Annotated in this window: 14 protein-coding genes and 2 tRNA genes; 10 read left to right on the top strand and 6 right to left on the bottom strand. The window is 47.6% G+C overall.

Annotated features, from left to right (window positions below; all coding sequences use genetic code 11):
• Positions 1 to 16: 16 nt before the first annotated feature.
• Positions 17 to 1,360 (bottom strand): sodium-dependent transporter, encoded by a 1,344-nt coding sequence (locus HMPREF9439_RS08210; protein ID WP_008811824.1) that lies wholly within the window; start codon positions 1,358 to 1,360, stop codon positions 17 to 19.
• Between the two features lie 20 nt (positions 1,361 to 1,380).
• A complete protein-coding gene (locus tag HMPREF9439_RS08205; RefSeq protein ID WP_008811825.1) occupies positions 1,381 to 2,715 on the bottom strand; it encodes a sodium-dependent transporter in 1,335 nt (444 codons plus the stop codon).
• A gap of 992 nt (positions 2,716 to 3,707) precedes the next feature.
• Here HMPREF9439_RS08205 and HMPREF9439_RS08200 point away from each other — a divergent pair.
• From HMPREF9439_RS08200 to HMPREF9439_RS08185, 4 genes are all read left to right on the top strand, one after another.
• On the top strand, positions 3,708 to 3,950 hold the full coding sequence (locus tag HMPREF9439_RS08200; protein WP_008811826.1) for a sulfurtransferase TusA family protein: 243 nt from the start codon (positions 3,708 to 3,710) through the stop codon (positions 3,948 to 3,950).
• A gap of 29 nt (positions 3,951 to 3,979) precedes the next feature.
• On the top strand, positions 3,980 to 5,293 hold the full coding sequence (locus HMPREF9439_RS08195; RefSeq protein WP_008864499.1) for a M20/M25/M40 family metallo-hydrolase: 1,314 nt from the start codon (positions 3,980 to 3,982) through the stop codon (positions 5,291 to 5,293).
• 424 nt (positions 5,294 to 5,717) lie between these two features.
• Complete coding sequence (locus HMPREF9439_RS08190) at positions 5,718 to 7,220, top strand: FAD-dependent oxidoreductase (protein ID WP_008864498.1); 1,503 nt, start codon at positions 5,718 to 5,720, stop codon at positions 7,218 to 7,220.
• A gap of 13 nt (positions 7,221 to 7,233) precedes the next feature.
• The gene (locus HMPREF9439_RS08185; protein WP_008811830.1) at positions 7,234 to 7,614 is read left to right on the top strand and encodes a cytochrome c3 family protein; all 381 of its coding nucleotides are present in this window, start codon (positions 7,234 to 7,236) and stop codon (positions 7,612 to 7,614) included.
• A 74-nt stretch (positions 7,615 to 7,688) separates the two neighbouring features.
• Here HMPREF9439_RS08185 and HMPREF9439_RS08180 read toward each other — a convergent pair whose 3' ends face one another.
• From HMPREF9439_RS08180 to HMPREF9439_RS08170, 3 genes are all read right to left on the bottom strand, one after another.
• Positions 7,689 to 8,939 (bottom strand): hypothetical protein, encoded by a 1,251-nt coding sequence (locus HMPREF9439_RS08180; protein WP_008864497.1) that lies wholly within the window; start codon positions 8,937 to 8,939, stop codon positions 7,689 to 7,691.
• A 65-nt stretch (positions 8,940 to 9,004) separates the two neighbouring features.
• Positions 9,005 to 9,781, bottom strand: a complete 777-nt coding sequence (locus HMPREF9439_RS08175; protein ID WP_008811832.1) for a hypothetical protein — start codon at positions 9,779 to 9,781, stop codon at positions 9,005 to 9,007.
• Between the two features lie 216 nt (positions 9,782 to 9,997).
• Positions 9,998 to 10,074, bottom strand: a tRNA-Asp gene (locus HMPREF9439_RS08170).
• 370 nt (positions 10,075 to 10,444) lie between these two features.
• Here HMPREF9439_RS08170 and HMPREF9439_RS08165 point away from each other — a divergent pair.
• Together HMPREF9439_RS08165 and trpB are read left to right on the top strand one after the other, a co-directional pair.
• Positions 10,445 to 11,854, top strand: a complete 1,410-nt coding sequence (locus tag HMPREF9439_RS08165; RefSeq protein WP_008864496.1) for a DASS family sodium-coupled anion symporter — start codon at positions 10,445 to 10,447, stop codon at positions 11,852 to 11,854.
• Positions 11,855 to 12,295: 441 nt separating this feature from the next.
• On the top strand, positions 12,296 to 13,504 hold the full coding sequence (gene trpB, locus HMPREF9439_RS08160) for a tryptophan synthase subunit beta (protein WP_008811834.1): 1,209 nt from the start codon (positions 12,296 to 12,298) through the stop codon (positions 13,502 to 13,504).
• Between the two features lie 70 nt (positions 13,505 to 13,574).
• Here trpB and HMPREF9439_RS08155 read toward each other — a convergent pair.
• Positions 13,575 to 13,651: transfer RNA gene (locus HMPREF9439_RS08155), tRNA-Asp, on the bottom strand.
• Positions 13,652 to 13,998: 347 nt separating this feature from the next.
• On the opposite strand from HMPREF9439_RS08155, the gene HMPREF9439_RS08150 reads away from it, so the two are divergent.
• The 4 genes from HMPREF9439_RS08150 (at position 13,999) to HMPREF9439_RS08135 (ending at position 17,671) form a co-directional block, all read left to right on the top strand.
• Positions 13,999 to 15,924: a SurA N-terminal domain-containing protein gene (locus HMPREF9439_RS08150; RefSeq protein ID WP_008864494.1), complete on the top strand. Its 1,926-nt coding sequence runs from the start codon at positions 13,999 to 14,001 to the stop codon at positions 15,922 to 15,924.
• An 88-nt stretch (positions 15,925 to 16,012) separates the two neighbouring features.
• Positions 16,013 to 16,513, top strand: a complete 501-nt coding sequence (locus tag HMPREF9439_RS08145; RefSeq protein WP_008811836.1) for a GNAT family N-acetyltransferase — start codon at positions 16,013 to 16,015, stop codon at positions 16,511 to 16,513.
• Positions 16,514 to 16,632: 119 nt separating this feature from the next.
• Complete coding sequence (locus HMPREF9439_RS08140) at positions 16,633 to 16,815, top strand: hypothetical protein (RefSeq protein ID WP_008811837.1); 183 nt, start codon at positions 16,633 to 16,635, stop codon at positions 16,813 to 16,815.
• A 127-nt stretch (positions 16,816 to 16,942) separates the two neighbouring features.
• Positions 16,943 to 17,671 (top strand): GntR family transcriptional regulator, encoded by a 729-nt coding sequence (locus HMPREF9439_RS08135; RefSeq protein WP_008811838.1) that lies wholly within the window; start codon positions 16,943 to 16,945, stop codon positions 17,669 to 17,671.
• The last annotated feature ends 33 nt before the right edge of the window (positions 17,672 to 17,704 follow it).

Genomic DNA, 17,704 nt, shown 5'->3' with positions numbered 1-17,704 from the left:
AAAATTTTCGGATATTTTAGTTCATCAGTCCGGAGATAAGGACTGCCAGGACAAGAGCTGGGCACAGAATGCCGATGCAGACTCTGAGCACTTTTTTCCAGCCCGGATAGTTCTGAAGAGACGTCCAATGGGTATGAACCTTGTCCCATGCGAACCAAGCCGCCAGAAGGCAGGCAATAATGCCTCCGATCGGAAGCCCGAGGTTAGAGACAAAGAAATCAGCTAAATCGAATGCGGTCTTGCCGAAAATCTTGTAGTCAGCAAGAAGGCCGAAAGACAGAGCGCACGGGATGCTAAGGATCAGCATAAAGAGCAGGCAGACGGTCACGGCAGTTGCACGTTTCATATTCAGTTCCTGGACCATCCATGTAATGTCAATTTCGAGCATCGATACGGCTGAAGTTAAAGCAGCAATGATCAGACAGAAGAAAAAGACAATAGAGAACAGGTACCCGAAAGGCAGCTTGGCAAAGATCACCGGCATCGTAATGAATGTCAGGCCGGGGCCTGCGGCCGGATCCATACCGAACGCGAAGTTTGCCGGCAGAATCATTAAACCTGCCATCAAAGAGATGAGGAGAGAAAGAACAACGATCCAGAAAGTGGAGCTGACAAGTTCTGTCTTGTCGTCGATATAGGCGCCGTATGTAATCATGCAGCCGGCACCGACCGAGAACGAGAAGAAGACCAGACCCATGGAATCGAGAAGCGTCTTCCAGCTGAATTTGGAAAAATCCGGCAGGAAGAGATATTCCACGCCTTTCATGGCACCAGGCTGCATCAGACCTGTGATGATCAGAATGATCATGAAGATAAACAGCATCGGCATGAGGATCTTGGAACACAATTCGATGCCGCCTCGAATGCCGAAGGCAACCACAAATCCGACTAAGGCAAGAAAGCCGACCTGCGCGGAAATGGCGACCCAAGGAGATGAGGACAGGCTTCCGAAAAGCGCACCGAGCGTTTCCGGATCGGCGGAGGGGAACCCGATGATGGCTTCAAAGAAGTACAGAAGGCACCAGCCGCCGACAACCGAATAGAACGAAAGCACCACAAAACCGATGATGATGCCGAGATAACCCAAGACCGACCAGAAGGGTCCGCCTAAGTTTCGGTAAGCCGTGACAATTCCGCCTTTACCGGCTTTACCCAAGGTAATTTCCGTGAGCAAAAGGCCGAAGGCCAAGGTAAAGGAAAAAATAATGTAGGGGAGCAGGAAGGCTGCTCCGCCTTCGGCGCCGGCCATGTATGGGAACTTCCAAATTGCACCCAGACCGATGGCTGCGCCGACACTGGCTAAGACAAACCCAACTTTGCCGGTAAATGTTTTTTCTTGTTGTTTTGATGCTTGGGACATCTGAGAATACTTCCTCGGTTTTAGATCAGATTAAAGATTGCAACCACAACGATGAAGCAGGGTGCAACGAAGGCCAGCATAAAGCGGAAGAACTTCATGAAGCCATCGGAATGCTTAACGCTGGAGTTGATTTCATATTTGGTGCGGTCAAAGAAGAACCAGCCTGTCATTGCAACGACGAAGAGGGCGCTCAGCGGCATCAGGATGTTGCAGCAGAGGAAGTCCATCGCATCAAAAATGTTCTTGTCCATGATCTTGTAATCAGCCCACGGACCCATCGAGAGAGCTGAGGGAATAGAGCAGATGGAAAGAACGATGAACAAAAGCACGGAAGCTGTTTTGCGGGAGAAATGGAATTCGTCCATTAAGTAGGCCAGCGGAACTTCGAACAAAGAGATCATGGAAGTCAGGGCGGCAACCAGCAGACAGCCGTAGAAGCAGACGGCAAATACGTCGCCTAACGGAATGTGCGAGAACACGGCCGGCATCGTGATGAATGTCAGACCTGGGCCTGCAGACGGGTTAAGGCCGAAGGCGATAACCGGGGGAATAACCATTAGACCGGCGAGAATGCAGGAAATAAAGGCTAAAACAGAAACCCAAAGAGCAGTGGTGGTCAGATTTTCTTTATGAGAAATGTAAGAACCATATGTGACCATAATGCCCATGCCGACGGAGAGCGAGAAGAATGTGAAGCCCATGGCGTTGAGCAGAGAGTTTGCTGTGACCTGATCCCATTTCGGAGAGAAAAGGAACTTAAGGCCTTCCCAGGCGCCCGGCAACGTCAGTCCGCGGATAATCAGGACGATCATCAGCACGAAAAGCAGCGGCATAAGCACTTTGGATATACGTTCGATACCTTTGTTCACGCCGAAGATCAGGACGCCGGCAGTGATCGCCAGGAAAAGGGTTTGATAAAGAATGGCAGAAACCGGAGTGCTGACGGTTTTAAGGAAGGTCTTTTCCAACATCGCTAGGTCAGACGAAGCCGCATTTCCCATGATGGCCTCGAACAAATAAGTGAGGCACCATCCGCCTACCGTGCTGTAGTAGGTCATGATGAGGAAAGCACAAAGCACTCCAACGAACCCCAAAGGAGCCCAGAACTTACCTCCGATACGTCGGAAGCTCGTGACGGAACTGCCGCGTCCGGCTCGGCCGATGATGATCTCAGCAAGAATCAAGGTAACGCCGAAAAACAACACCATCAGGATGAACGGAATAATAAAAGCAGAACCGCCGTTGGCACCGGCCATGTACGGAAATTTCCAAATGGCTCCGAGACCGACGGCAGAACCGGTTGCAGCCAGGATCATGCCGGTCTTGGAACTCCAGTTGGAGCGTGCATCAGACATTGAAGACTCCCTTCTAAAAAGTGACACAAAAAATGACTATTTATAAATTGATTGAAGTAATTGTATATGCCGCTTTTGGGTTCTTTAACGTGATTCAGTAGGAAATCATCGCTTGAGGTCCCAAATTTCTGACAAATTTTTCCTTTTTTTGCATCTTTGGACCAAGTTTTTGTCTCAAAGATGGTTTTGAAATCACCCGCAATTAACCTTTAAATACCAGCGATAAATTCAGAAGGCCGAATTTAGGCCTCAAAAAATCCGAAATGAGAAGTATTACCAAGGAGTTAAGGGACGATTAGTGAAGATACGAAGAAGGCGGTAGAAAATCATTACCCACTTTTGGTACCGTTTTGACCGAACAAATTCTTTAGAAGATGTAAAAGTTTCTCTTTCGTCTTTATGGGTATTAATACGTAAAGATTAAGAAAGGATGAGCCAAGCGGAAAATTATTTCTTCTTCAATTCAATAAGTAAAAGAAAAATTCGGTTGTGCGAAATAATTTGCAAAGCGGAAAAATCAAAAGTCAAGAAATTTATTTTGTCTTCTTTTTCGTAAAAAGGCGACAAAAGTATGGTTTTTAATGAATGTTGGTGTTACTATCTACATCGTGGTTTGAGGTGGTTGTGAAAACAACCGTTTATCCTGGTTGGAAACCCTGCTAGTGTCCCTAGCAGGTTTTTTTTGTTCTTTTTTCCGTCGAAAAATCGGATAATTATTCTTTTTTCTTAATAGAAGTCTTGTCTAGCAGGGCCTTTGATCAAAACTTCCTGCATGTCTTAACTTTTAGATCCGGTATTGAAGCTCAATTTTTCTTACTGACCAGCCTACTTTTTCTTTGAAAGAGTCCTTTTTCATTTTGAATCGATGATTATTGCTTGAGATGGTTTTTGCTTATTCGTGTTGATTTTGGGAATGCCAGTTCATCAAGCTTTGTTTGAATCCTCATATTCCGTCTAAAATTTCCGTAAAACAAATTTTTACGGAGCCGACCTTGTCCGATTCAGATTTTCAGCAAATATTAGATGTCAAAGGCTTGAGGTGCCCGATGCCGATGCTTAGAACAAAGAAGGCGCTAGCCAAGATGCAGCCCGGAGAAAAACTCCTGGTTCAGGCAACTGATCCGCATGCTTTAAGAGATTTGAGTCAGTTTGCGGATCAGACCGGCAACAAGCTCCTTTCCTCTTCTGAAGAGGACGGCATTATTAATATAGTGATGCAGCGTAAAGAAGAATAACATCACAAACTTACTGCTAAGGAATTCCCATGACTATGCCCGTCAAAGATGCACCCTTCCTTGAAGAACGAACCGCCGCTGTGATGGAGAGCGTCTTCAACGACCCGATTGTCAAAAAGGCCCTTGAGCAGGCCGTTCCTCAGGAAATTTTTACGATCGAGGAACAGATCGAAATTTGTGAAGTTCCTGCTCCTCCAATGAAAGAGCAAACCAGAGCCGCAATGATCGCTGAGAAGATTAACAGTTACGGTCTGGAAGCATCTATTGATCCTGTCGGGAACGTCATCGCCTGCCGAAAAGGTACGGATCCGGACGGTCCCGTCTGCGTTATCAGCGCGCATATGGATAATAGCTTTAGGGAAGGAACGGACACTACGGTTCGCCGCCAAAACGGCAGACTGTTTGCGCCTGGTATTTCCGACGCATCCCGTGCATTGGCCTGCATGCTCCAAGTTATTCGAATGGTCGTCAACAACGACATCAAGACAAAGGGAACGCTGCTTTTCATTGCCACGGTCGGGCAGGAGGCAGAAGGGGACTTGCGCGGCGTGAAACGAATCTTCTACAGCTCTGGCATCCATGTGGACGGCGTTTTGGTCTTGGACGGCGCCGACCCCGGAAGACTGCTCTACGGATCTGTCGGTTCTAAGCGCTACAAGATTGAATACAGCGGTCCCGGCGGTCACAGCTATTTGAATTTTGGTCAGTATCCGAGCGCCACTCAGGCACTGTGCCGAGCCGGCGCTTTGCTTGCCAACCTCCAGGTTCCGGCCGAACCCAAAACGACTTTTACATTAGCCACCATGAGCGGCGGTTCTTCTGTGAACGCTATTGCCGAACACGCGGAATGTGAAATTGACTTAAGAAGCGAAGACCCGCAAATGCTCGACGGCCTCGTACAGGAAGTCCTTCCGCTTTTTGCTTTCGGTGCTCAGTTGGAAAATCAGCGCTGGAATGTGACCGATCCGGCGCTGCAGGTTAGATGCAAGGTTACGCCGATCGGCCACCGTCCGGCTGCGGTCTCTAAACCCGACAGTCCTGTGCTTCAAGCGGCCAGAGCGGCTCAAATGGCGTTAGGCATTGAGCTCACAGAGTACATGAGCGCTTCGACAGACCAAAACGTTCCGATGTCTCTCGGCATTCCTTCTACGAGCTTGGGTGCCGGCGGCAGAGAGGGCTTTAACCATTCATTGTCTGAATGGTTTGAACCAGTGCGTTCTTATGAAGGACCTCAATTGTGTCTTTTGACCGCGCTCGCGTTGGTTGGTCTGGAAAACGGAGCAGATCCTATGCTTCCGATCTACACGGCAGTGCCGAGGGCACAGTGGCAGGATAGGCTCTAATCTAATGAGAATCAGGGGACCGAGAGGTCCCATTTTTTTTGGTCTGTGCGTTTATCCGTGATTTTTCTGAAAATAAAAGTTGACATAGGATAAAAGAGGGGCTATTAGAATTTGATTGTTTTCTTTGAATAATTTGATTCTTAAGAAAAACAGTTTTTTTGAATTTGCTTATTAATATGCAAATGCCTGAGAGCATTAGTCGAAAAGAGATTATTGCTTGCAGACTTAGGTGCAGTCTGGGTTCTCATTTTTCAGGAATTTCCCGTCCTTTTGTAGAAGACGTGGAATTTATCGCCCCGTTGAACTATCTCTTAAGAAATCTTAATGCTAAAATTCATGCCAAGAGGTTCTTAAGCCCCCGGGATTTTAAGAAGATAAATAACTACCCCTCTTACTCGAATGTATCTTGACTTTGGAGTACCAAATGAAGGTCTTTAACAGACGTAACGTATTGAAAGGCGGTTTAGTTGGCTCTATGGCAGCCGGTTTTGCTTCTTTCGTGGGCGCTTCCCACGCAGCAGAGCCAGCAGCAAAGGCACCCGCCCAGAACGATAAAAATACTTATGACGTGATCGTGCTCGGGGCCGGTCCTGCCGGATTGGTCACTGCCATCGCCGCTAAGCAGGCTGGTGCAAAGAAAGTAGTTGTATTCGAAAAACGCGACCGTCCCGACGGGAACGCTATTTTTGCTTTGGGCTCCGTTTGCGGCTGGGGCTCTCGTCATCAGAAAGAGCAGGGCATCAAAGATACTGCCGACGATTTCTACGCCATGATGATGGACGTTTCCAAACAGATGGGCGATAAGGCTTTGAACCGCACTTACACTGATAACATTTCCGCCGGTATTGACTGGCTGGAAAAAGATATCGGCGTTAAGTTCGGCAAGATTCGTCCGATGCCGTATCCGCGTCTCGGCCGTACCTGTCGTGTTGACGGCGAAGGTCTCACAGGCGGTGCACAGCTCGTTAAGAAACTTCTTGCGGCTGCCGCTAAAGAAGGTGTTGAAGTTAAGTTCGAGCACAAAGGTATTGAACTTCTTCATGACGACAAGATGCGTGTTACCGGCGTGAAGATTCAGACACCGGCAGGACAGGAAGAATACTTCTCCAAGGGCGGCGTTGCCATTGCAACCGGCGGCTTCTCTGCCAATCCTGAAATGGTCGATAAATACATCGGCGGCTGGGCTACCCGCATGGTGCTTCGCGGCTCCAAGTCCACAACTGGTGAAAACATTTCCTTGACGCTTCCTCTGTATGCTAAGTGCGTCAACATGGACCAGTTCCATGCCGGTCCGATTATCGGTGCAACCCACGTCAATCCTGCTGACGTTCTGAACTCCGGTTATGGTATTCAGGTCAATACTTCCGGTGATCGTTACATGGATGAAAACAACACCTATGTGATTAAAGCTAGAACCACAGCTCAGAAGACACTGGATAACACCGGCTGGGTCATCGTCGACTCGACATGCCCGGTGCTCGACAAAGTTATTCCTAAATTCGATATGCTGAACAGCCCGTACGGTAAGGCCAACACGATCGAAGAAGTCGCTAAACAGGCAGGTTTGCCTCCGGCCAAGATTGTGGCGCTTGTTAAGGAATACAACGATGCAGTCAAGAACGGTACGTTGGGCAAGATGAATCCGCCGAACACCTACAAGAAACCGCATCTGATTGAAAAAGCTCCGTTCTATGCTGTGCCTCTGCAGGGCGGTATGACCGCTACATTCGGCGGCCCGCTGATTAACACGAAGGCTGAAGTTCAGAACTTAGACGGCAAGACCATCCCCGGTCTCTATGCAGTCGGCAACTCCTCCGGCGGTATCTTCTTCCATAACTATGCCGGCGGCGCTCAGTTAGGCGCAGCCACCGTATTCGGAAGAATTGCCGGTAAAGAAATGGCTCAGAGAGCCGCAGCTGCAAAGTAAGAGGAGATCAAAAATGAAAAAAACATTACTCGTTTTAGCTTCCGCTCTTTTCGGAATGAGCGTCGGTCTTTCCGTCTATGCAGCTGACCAGGCACCTGCCGCTGCTGCTCCTGCTGCTCAGGCCAAGACACTGGGACAAATTCACGGTGCTATGTGGCCGAAAAGCAAAGACGGCTATGTCACCAAGTATCAGTGCATGCAGTGCCACGGTGACTATGACAAACTGGCTAAACAGACAGCCGATCTGGTTCCCAATCCCCATCATTCTCACTTGGGTCAGGTGAACTGCGAAGACTGCCATAAGGCCAATTTGTCTAAACCGGTTCTGATGTGCAACCAGTGCCATAACTTTACCATTCGCAAGGATGGCAAACCGATTGAGCTGGCCAAGTAATTTAGTCTCTGACTAAAACAGAAAATCCCGCAGTTCCTAAAGAACGAGCGGGATTTTCTTTGTCCGGAGATTTCTTAGAAAAGACGGACGCCGTTTGCCGTCAAAATCAAATCGCCGTTCGGCGTGAGTGTCGGAACGATTTCAGTTGTATAAACTCCTTTGCCTTCGCTTAAGTAAGAGTTGCGAGGCAATGCCATGAGCGCAAACTGTCCGAGGCCGCCGTCGGATGTCTGAAGTCTGAATTTCACAGATCCCAAAGTATTGCCTTCGGGTTGCTTTTTAAGCTGTCCGCTGAAAGAAAGGCTTTCTTTGCCGACTTTAATCTCAGAGGGTTCAACCGCGGCCCAGGTTTTACCGGCAAGGATGCCGTTTCTTAAGATCTCTTCGGCCTGAGCTTCGTTTATAGGCTCAGGAGAGCAAATGAGCGGGAAGTTAGTGCAGAAGTTTGTTCCGAAAGCCTCTTGCACCAAGAAGTCAAAGAGCAGAGGTTCGGGCGGAAAATGTGCTGTTAATCCGGTATTCCAGCTGTCAATGCCGACCTTTAAGAAACCACCGACTTTCAGGTGATCAAAAGTGATTTTGATGCCTTCGGTAATTTCAGATTTGTTTTGGCTTTGGTTGATAGAAACCAAAGTCTTTCCGATAGTGAACTGTGTACTGCTGTCTCTGTAATCGATTCCGCTCACCGAAAAAGACAGAGCAGCGGCTTTGAGATTTCCGCCTTTGACAGAAAATTTAAATTCCGGATTACTTAGAGCAACGTTGCTTTCTTCTGAGGCCAAAGAGAAGATGTCTGTCTTGACGGAAGAATCAAGATTTTCAATGAGCAGGCTGCCGTCCGCCTGTTTTACTAATTTCGGGAGGGCTTGGGACTGAATCGCGCCGATTTTAAAGGTTTCGCCGTCAACGGTTGTTTCAACGGCTTTGCTGCTGAAGACGAATAAATTCGGAATAAAACGATAGTTAAAAGAAGTCTTCAGCACCGGTTGTGCGGCTTCAACGACTTTCTTAAAAACTTCATTGCCTTCTCCCTTAATCGTGATCTCGCTTTCAGGGGACCATCCGAACTTTACTTTGCCGGGAAGCGTGACGGTATCCTTATCTTTCGGCTGGGCATTTTTATTGAGAACGATAAATTCTTTGCTGAAGAAACCGTTGTCGGTGATGTTCACTTTGACGGACTTCCATTCACTGCCCAAATACTTGGGAAGATCGGATGCGTATTCTTGGAATTTTTGGCCCTGGTAATAAACCAATCCGCCGTAAGCGCAGGCATAGACCGCGGCACAAACTGCTACCGCGGCAGCGATCTTAGATGAAGACATTTTGACCTTGATGAGAGTAAATACGTACTGAACGGAGTATATCTAACTTGGTCGAAAGTGTTTGATTAGTCGACGAGTTCGCCGCCTGTGTTGTTATGCCATCCTTCTGCCGGATCAGGAGCGTTCGGCTCGTCGGAAGAATCATCGGGAACGCCAAAAAATTCCTCTAATGAGACTTTGTCCTGGATTTTCTTCATGCACTGATAAAAGAGCTGCTCATTGAGCTCGTGCAGACCGATACCGTCGCCTTTAATTGTGTAGTCCCAGCGGCTTAATTCGAAAGGCTTCTTCTTGTATTCAGATTGAGGAGAATCGGACAGAAGGCCGGACTGAATAAAAACATTTTCTTCAGTGAGTGTGGAAGAAACTTTATGGTTTGCGGAATTAATGAAAGTGATACGCATCTTGCCGATTTTGCGCTCGGTCCAGCGAACCGTCGGAATAATCGGAAGGTAGCGCATGCCTATATCTTCCATTGTGTCGGAGATTTCGATATAGACTGCGCCGTCCAAGCCGCGGTCGGTAATGAGTGCGATTCCGTTTTTCTCCAGTAGATCAACCATCTCTTTACGAGTTTCATCTGCAAACAGCCATTCGAAGGAGTCTTCAAGCGTGCCTTCCTTGCCGGTGTCGATGCCTTGGACGATGACCCGAAGATGAAGCGTAAGGTTAAGAGGGACGGCGGGGCGTCTGAGTTCGGATTTTTCTACAAGCTTGGCATTGACATCGAACCAGCCGTGCTTAGGAGAAGAGATGGAAGCGGTTGTGCTGGCGATGCCTAACAGCGTGCATCCTTGAAGCAAGGTTGCAGCGACGAGAAGGGAGGCAGCCAGAACTCTCATACCTAAATTCCGTAAATGACTTTGCCATATTAACCGAAAGGTCCTGAACAAGCGTTCAGAAATGTCTCAGACTGCGTGGAGAACACGTGAAAAGAGATCGGGGAGATTAAATGTTACTCTTTAACTAATTGAAATATAAAGATAATTTATTCAGAAAATTATCGGGAGAGAAAAAAAGGAAAAGCCTCAGATCCGAAAACCTGAGGCTTGGAATTCTGGCGGAGTGGACGGGACTCGAACCCGCGACCCCCGGCGTGACAGGCCGGTATTCTAACCAACTGAACTACCACTCCATTTGTCTCTCCGTTCGCTCGCGCTGTCGAAGAAATCAAGATTTTACCTAAATTTCGAGAAGGTGCAACTCAGAATCAATTTCACTTGTAAAAGTTTATTGCCGGGTGTACTTACCAATCGACTTAGTTCATGGAAACAAGAAAACGAAGACGAAAAAACGCACAAAGAAAGCTGTCGTAAAAGAGGCTCACCGGTAAGCAAATAACCTTCCTCAGCGTTGGTGGTTTCACTTAGAGAAAAGTTCCTAGGGGAGAAATCCAACGTGATAAAGCCTAGAATCAAGAGTGTTTCTAATTGTTAATTTGAGTTAGAAACGCAATAAAAGGAAACTTCGAAAAGAAGTTACATCAACAACCTCAGGGGATTTTTATGAGTAAAAGTCTAAGGAACTGGATCATAGTTCTAGCGATAGGCTTTGTGATTTGGGTTTGCCCAACACCGCAAGGTTTGACGCCTAATGCCTGGCATTTGTTTGCCGTTTTTGCGGCAACCATTGCCGGCTTCATTCTTCAGCCGATTTCAATGGGTGCGGTTGCCTTCATTGCACTCACATTCTGCGCCATCACCGGTGTTTTAAAGACCGGTCAGGCTCTGATGGGTTTCGGCAACGGCACAATCTGGCTGATCGTCTGCGCATTCTTCCTTTCCCGCGCATTTATCAAAACTGGTTTCGGCCGCCTTATTGCTTTCCTTATTATTAAGTACATCGGTCGTTCTTCACTGACCCTTGGTTATTCCATCGCGTTATCCGAATTGATCGTTTCTCCGGCGATGCCTTCAGCAACCGCTCGAGGAGGCGGCGTTTTCTATCCGATCGTTCAGTCCTTGGCAAATGCCTTCGGTTCTCAGCCCGGACCCACTGCCGGCAAAATCGGTAAGTACCTGATGCAGGTCGGTTATCACACTGACGCTGTGACCTGCACGATGTTCCTGACATCTATGGCCGGCAATCCGCTGTGCGTCGGTTTGGCTGCTACTGCCGTCGGCGTTGAAATCACATGGATGAACTGGGCAGTTGCCGCTATCGTTCCGGGTTTGATCAGCTTGTTTCTGGTTCCGGTTCTGATGCTCAAACTTTCTCCTCCTGAAATCAGAGACATTCCCGACGCCCGCGATCTGGCTGTCAACGAACTCGAAAAGATGGGTCCGATGAGCCTTCAGGAAAAAGTCCTCGCATTCGTGTTTGTCATGTGCTTGGCTCTGTGGGCAACAGGTTCTTGGACAAAACTTGGTGCAACACCGGTTGCTATGCTTGCCGTCGCCATCATGCTGATTGCTAAAGTTTTAGACTGGAAAGACATCCTTTCCGAAAAAGGCGCTTGGGACGCAATGTTCTGGATGGGCGGCTTGGTTGCCTTGGCTACCGCGCTGGCTAAGTCCGGCTTTATTGCTTGGATCGCCAAACTTATCGGTACCGCAGTTGCTGCCGCTAATATGGGCTGGATTGCATCCTTCGTCCTTATCTCCCTCATTTATATCTATTCTCACTATTGCTTCGCTTCGGTTACAGCCCGTATTTCTGCGATGTACGCAGCATTCGTGGCAGTTGCCGCCGCCTGCGGTGTTCCAGCTATGCTGGTTGCCATCACATTCGGCTGCTTCGCTAACCTGCCGATTTCGCTGACTCACTACGGTAACGGCTGCGGTCCTGTTTATTTCGGTGCCGGCTATGTTTCTCAAGGTGAATGGTGGAGAAACGGCTTTATCATCACAACGATCAATGTGGTGATTTGGCTCACCATCGGTATGGCCTGGTGGAAGTTCATCGGCTTGTACTAATCAAAAGCAAGTTTTGAGTGCTAAATGCTGAAGCCGATTAAAAGGTTTTAACCAAAACAAAGTCCCGTGATTTCGCTCCGGGACTTTTCTTTACCTGTCAGGTATAAGGAAGAGTTTTCTTTGCCATTGCTTCAGAAGTCTTGTCGTTCTTGAGTTCGGGAAAATCCTCAGGCCGTAAAAAGAAAAAACTTTTTCTAAAGGACCGAAATTCTGTTTTTTTCTTGATAATATTTTTCTTACGGATATAACTCAATTTATTTTCTAGCCATGTACTTCAATGTTGCTTCTCACAGTTGGTGGTGGCCCATCGATTTCACTCGATGGTGCTGGAGTAATGCTTAAAAATCTTCGGCCTAGAAGCTAAAGAACCGATCTAACCATCGAGCGAACAACTCGGTGGTTTTTTTATTTTCCCGTTTTTCAATTAAGTAGGTACCTCAAATGAATCTCTATAAATCTATTCTTCCGGTTGATGAAAGGGGCTTTTACGGTGAATTCGGCGGCAGTTTTGTTCCTCCCGAGCTTCAAAAAAACATTGATGAGCTGCAGGAAGCCTACCTTCGCTATGTCGATGATCCCGAGTTCCAAAAAGAATTCAATGATCTCCTAAGAGATTACGTCGGTCGTCCGTCTCCTCTTTATTTCGCTCCGCGTCTTTCTGAAAAGTACGGCACCAATGTTTATCTCAAGAGAGAAGATCTGAATCACACCGGTGCACACAAAATCAACAACGCCATCGGGCAGGCACTTTTAGCCAAGCGCATGGGCAAAAAGCGAATCATTGCCGAGACCGGCGCCGGCCAGCACGGCGTGGCAACAGCCACAGTCTGCGCCTTGATGGGCTTGGAATGCTCTGTTTATATGGGCGAACTGGATATTCAGCGTCAAAGACCGAACGTTGAAAGAATGAAAATGCTGGGCGCAAAGGTGATTCCGGCGATCAGCGGATCAAAAACACTTAACGACGCCGTCAACGAAGCCCTCGAAGCCTGGATGAAAGACCCCGAAAACTTCTATTTGATCGGATCTGCAGTCGGTCCTCAGCCATATCCGGAAATGGTGGCCCGTTTTCAATCTGTGATCAGCGAAGAAATTAAGAAGCAGCTCAAAGAGAGAACCGGCAAAGAAAATCCTGATTACGTCGTTGCCTGTCTGGGCGGCGGAAGCAATGCGGCCGGCGCTTTCTACCACTTCATTAACGAACCGGCTGTTCGTCTGATTGCTGCGGAAGCAGCAGGAAAGGGCGTTGACAGCGGAGAAACTGCAGCTACGCTGACTATCGGTGAAAAAGGCGTTCTCCATGGTTCTCAGACTCTTCTGATGAAAGACGAACAAGGAAAAGTCAAAGAAGCTTATTCTTTGTCTGCGGGCTTGGATTATCCCGGCATCGGACCGCTGCATGCTCATTTGGCAAAGACTGGAAGAATGGAAGTTGAAGCAGTGACAGATGATGAGGCATTAAAGGCCGCATTCATGCTGACGCGCGAAGAGGGCATCATTCCCGCTCTTGAATCTTCCCACGCGCTTGCCGTCTTGGAAAAGAGAAAGTTTGGAAAAGACGACGTCGTTGTGATCAATATTTCCGGAAGAGGCGATAAAGACTTGGATAATTATCTGAACAGCCCTTTCGCTCAAGGTAATCAGGAATAGTATTTTGGAGTGGCCGAAGGGCCGCTGAAAATAAAAAGCCTCGGAACTCAAACCGAGGCTTAAAGAATCTTGGCGGAGTGGACGGGACTCGAACCCGCGACCCCCGGCGTGACAGGCCGGTATTCTAACCAACTGAACTACCACTCCTTCTTTTCAAACGCTCGCGCGTCATCAAAGTGAAACGAATTCTACATAGATTAAAAATTCGTGCAACTCGAAATCGGAATTTTTTGCGTTCTGTTACATCGAAAATTATCAGTAGACTGATTTTGCGGGAAAAAATATTTTTGAGGTCCAACTCAAATCAGTTTTTCTTAACTTGGAGCATGACGGAGACAGGAAACTTTATGCGTACGTGCTGCAAATTTCCAAAAGTTAACCAAGATTCAAGGTTTTTGACGTGAACTTTCACTCAAAATTTGCCGCGGAAGGTAAAATTAGACCTTTGTTTTGTATTCCAATAAGAATCGCTCGCTAAGAGCTTGAGGATCATAATGTTCCAATCTTTTAGAAACCAGAAACGTTGGCTGATGCTTATCGCCATGATTCTGATTATTCCTGCATTCGTCTTTATCGGTATCAATGGCTACAGCCGTTTGAATCCGGATGCAAATGCAATCGCCAAAGTTGACGGTAAAGGTATTCAGCCTGAAGAATTCGATTACCAGAAACGCGAATATATTGAACGCATGCGCCAGCAGGAAGGAGGTGCCGTTGATCCGAGCATCTTCGAAACACAGGAAGCTAATGCAGCAATCCTGCAGAACATTGCAACGAGACGCGCTCTCCAGGCACAGATGGCTCACCACTATATGAATGTGAGCGAAGCTGATGCCATCAATGTGATTAAGAACGCAGATGCTTTCAAGAAAGACGGCCAGTTCTCTCCTGAGCTGTATGAAAACTATCTTGCCGCCCGCGGCAAGAGCGACCAGCAGTTTGTTTATGAACTGAGAAGAGACCTCGTTCAGGACATGCTGGTGAATTCTGTTGCTCAGACAACCTTTGTTCCTAAGAAGACGGTTGCCCTGTTAAACGACATTCTTCGCGAAACCCGCGTCGTTCGTACGATGAGCTTTGATCCGTCCTCCTATATGAAAGACGTCAAGGTTTCTGAAGAACAGATCAAGAAATACTACGACGAACACAAGGACGACTACCGCGCTCCTGAATCCTTGAACATTCAGTTTGTTGTGATGTCTCCTGAAACCGTCAAGATGACTGCTGAACCTTCTGAGCAGGAACTGAAAGATTTCTACGAACAGAACCGTAAGAAATATGAAGTTGAAGAATCCAGACGCGCAGCTCACATCTTGATCGCTCCGGATGCCAACGAAGCAGATAAAGCCAAGGCTGACCAGGATGCCAAAGCTAAAGCAGAAAAGATTCTTGCCGAAGTCAAAGCCGATCCTTCCAAGTTTGCTCAGTTAGCCAAAGAAAACTCTGCCGACCCCGGAACAGCGGAAAGCGGCGGCGATCTCGATTTCTTTACTCAGGGCCAGATGGTTCCTGAATTCGACAAAGCCGTTTTCGGGGCTAAGAAAGACGAAATCGTCGGACCGGTTAAAACCGAATTCGGTTATCACATCATCCATGTGACCGACATCAATCCAGCTCACGTTCGTCCGTTCGAAGAAGTCCGCAGTGAAATTCTCAAATTCTGGCAGGATCAGCACCGTCAGTCCATGTTTGCTGAAAATGCCGATGGCTTTACCAACATGGTCTACGAACAGAGCGACAGCTTAGACCCTGCAGTTGAAAAATACGGTCTGACACTTCATACGCTCGACGGTCTGACTCAGTCCGGTCTGCCGAAGACATCTCCGGATGCTCAGTACATCACGAAGCGCGTCATTGAAGACCTGTTCTCTCCGGACTGTCTCCAGGAAAAGAGAAATACACAGGCTGTTGAAGTTGCTGCCAACACACTGGTTTCTGCCCGTATCGTTAAACACACTCCGGCTCACATTAAGTCCTTTGACGAAGTGAAGGGCGAGATCAAGGACCAGCTCGAACTGGAACAGGCTTCTGCCTTGGCTAAGAAAGCCGGTGAAGCTAAGCTGGCTGAGCTTAAGGCTAAGAAGGATTTGGAAGGTTTCGGCCATGAACTGACTGTTTCCCGTATCAATCCTCAGTCTCAGTCCATGCCTTTGATCCAGGCTGAAATGGCAGTTCCTGCTAAGAGTCTTCCTGCTTTCACCGGCACGACGGTTCCTGATGGTGCTTACGTTATCAGCTATGTGGAATCCAGCAAGATGCCCGCAGCTGATGACAGCCAAGTCGATGAAATTCGCGGAGAAGCCCTTACATCTCAGTCCAGAGTTGATGAAGCTTCCTTCTATGAAGGCTTGAAGAAGCTCTACAAGATGGAAATCCTGAAGAAGGAATATGAATATCAGGCTCCGACAGTTATGAAATAAGGAAAAGAGCGGTGAAAGAAAACACCGCTTTTACTACTTCGGCCGCAGATACAATTGAGCGTACTGCGGTTTTTTCTATTTCAAAATCATGGAAATTTTTGACGTTCCCGGACTTACATTGAGGCATGAACTAAAAGCCGGTGACCTCGGCAGGCTGATTGAGTTTTCCGGAATCTACGGGCATTCGAATTTCGATTATCCGATCGCCTTTGAAGGCTACGTTGCAGAAACTTTTGCAGAGTTCGTCATTAATCCGAAACCGTTGAATCGACTGTGGATGGTTGAAGACGAACAGGGACTTGTCGGTACCATCGGCGTTGTAGATCGAGGAGACACTGCGCAGCTCAGATGGTTTTCCGTCAGACCGGATTGGAGAGAAAACAATCTCGGAAAGTTTTTGTTTGGTGCCGCAATGGAATACATCCAAGAAAACGATTTTCAAAAAGCGTGGCTATCGACATTTTCTGAAAGCGAGATTGCCATTGCGTTCTACAAACGGAGAGGCTTCCGGATTATGGTTGAGACCGATGTTGAGATTGGCGGGAAGAACTACCATGAAATAGTCATGGAAAAGTCATTCCTTACCTAGGTCGGTAAAACCAAACTGTATCGCTAAATCTTTAGTTTGTTTCTGAGTGCTTATTTCGGAGAGATTTTGCGCATTCCGCAACAGTGCGTGGATACATTAACTGACCGGAGGATCCGGTCATGGTTGATTTCATCACCTATTTGTGGGTGGCTTTTAGCCTAGTCATTTTTTGCTGGCTGATATACCTATTTGCGAGGAAAAGAATAGGGAAGGTCACTTTTGTTTGCTTTTTGATCTTTGTGGTTGCCGGAGCAGCCGGTCTCACCGGCTGGCTGCAAGTGGCTTTTCAGGCCACTGTTTAAGTCTCTAAAAGCCTTGTAAGCCAAGCGGATTAAGCCTTTCGGACGAGGCTTTTTCGTAAACTTTTTGCCATCTTTCAGGCGGTATCGTTACAATGTATTTGTAGTTTTTGATACCGACAATTATTCTATGCAAAAGAAAATTTGGCACAAGGTTGCAGAAGAAATCTCGCTCCAAGTTTCTTTAGGTAAATGGCCAGTTGGCTCGATCATCCCCGGAGAAATTGAACTTGCTAAACAATTTAATGTGAGCAGGGATACCATGCGCAAAGCGCTGGCGTACCTTTCTCAGCAAGGATTGTTTGAGCGCAAAGCACACGTCGGAACCCGCGTAAAAGCTAGAACGCGCATAGGTCGGTTCTTAAATGAATACAACGATATTCGAGGAATCGACCATTACGGCAATCTCTATCCACGACACATCCAAAACGTCGAACGTTTGGTTCTCAATGAAGAAACCGCGGATCGTTTGGGTTTGATCCCTGGTGAAGAAGTCATTCGATTTAAGAATATTCGAGTGGCCTCCGAACGCCATCCGGAAGCGGTGGTCGTCACCTACGTTTATATCTATCCGAATGCTTTGGAAGTACTGGATTTGATTAAAAAACGATCCGATGACCTCATCATTACCTTGGCCGAAGAAGTGACAGGGCAGGAATGCGTGGAAGTGAAGCAGGCGTTTTCTGCGACAACGATGCCGAAGGAAGTGTCAGACATTTTCCATGTGCCGGCGAACAGCCCGTCGCTCAGAATCATTCGAAACTATTACGACTCAAGAGGTCTCTCAATCGTCGCCTCGGAATCTTTCCACATGGCTGAAAGATTCTCTTTCTCGGTTCGAAGCGTCAAACGATCCTAAAAGGAAAGGAGGCCGAAGCCTCCTTCCGAATCT

This window comes from Parasutterella excrementihominis YIT 11859 (assembly GCF_000205025.1).
GTDB lineage: Bacteria > Pseudomonadota > Gammaproteobacteria > Burkholderiales > Burkholderiaceae_F > Parasutterella > Parasutterella excrementihominis.
The sequence above is the reverse complement of the archived record's forward strand: the minus strand, read 5'-3'. Positions and strand labels throughout refer to the sequence as shown.

Coding starts and splice junctions, on each gene's coding strand:
- HMPREF9439_RS08210 (WP_008811824.1), bottom strand. CDS start 1,360: ATGTCCCAAGCATCAAAACAACAAGAAAAAACATTTACCGGCAAAGTT.
- HMPREF9439_RS08205 (WP_008811825.1), bottom strand. CDS start 2,715: ATGTCTGATGCACGCTCCAACTGGAGTTCCAAGACCGGCATGATCCTG.
- HMPREF9439_RS08195 (WP_008864499.1), top strand. CDS start 3,980: ATGACTATGCCCGTCAAAGATGCACCCTTCCTTGAAGAACGAACCGCC.
- HMPREF9439_RS08190 (WP_008864498.1), top strand. CDS start 5,718: ATGAAGGTCTTTAACAGACGTAACGTATTGAAAGGCGGTTTAGTTGGC.
- HMPREF9439_RS08185 (WP_008811830.1), top strand. CDS start 7,234: ATGAAAAAAACATTACTCGTTTTAGCTTCCGCTCTTTTCGGAATGAGC.
- HMPREF9439_RS08180 (WP_008864497.1), bottom strand. CDS start 8,939: ATGTCTTCATCTAAGATCGCTGCCGCGGTAGCAGTTTGTGCCGCGGTC.
- HMPREF9439_RS08175 (WP_008811832.1), bottom strand. CDS start 9,781: ATGAGAGTTCTGGCTGCCTCCCTTCTCGTCGCTGCAACCTTGCTTCAA.
- HMPREF9439_RS08165 (WP_008864496.1), top strand. CDS start 10,445: ATGAGTAAAAGTCTAAGGAACTGGATCATAGTTCTAGCGATAGGCTTT.
- trpB (WP_008811834.1), top strand. CDS start 12,296: ATGAATCTCTATAAATCTATTCTTCCGGTTGATGAAAGGGGCTTTTAC.
- HMPREF9439_RS08150 (WP_008864494.1), top strand. CDS start 13,999: ATGTTCCAATCTTTTAGAAACCAGAAACGTTGGCTGATGCTTATCGCC.
- HMPREF9439_RS08145 (WP_008811836.1), top strand. CDS start 16,013: ATGGAAATTTTTGACGTTCCCGGACTTACATTGAGGCATGAACTAAAA.
- HMPREF9439_RS08140 (WP_008811837.1), top strand. CDS start 16,633: ATGGTTGATTTCATCACCTATTTGTGGGTGGCTTTTAGCCTAGTCATT.
- HMPREF9439_RS08135 (WP_008811838.1), top strand. CDS start 16,943: ATGCAAAAGAAAATTTGGCACAAGGTTGCAGAAGAAATCTCGCTCCAA.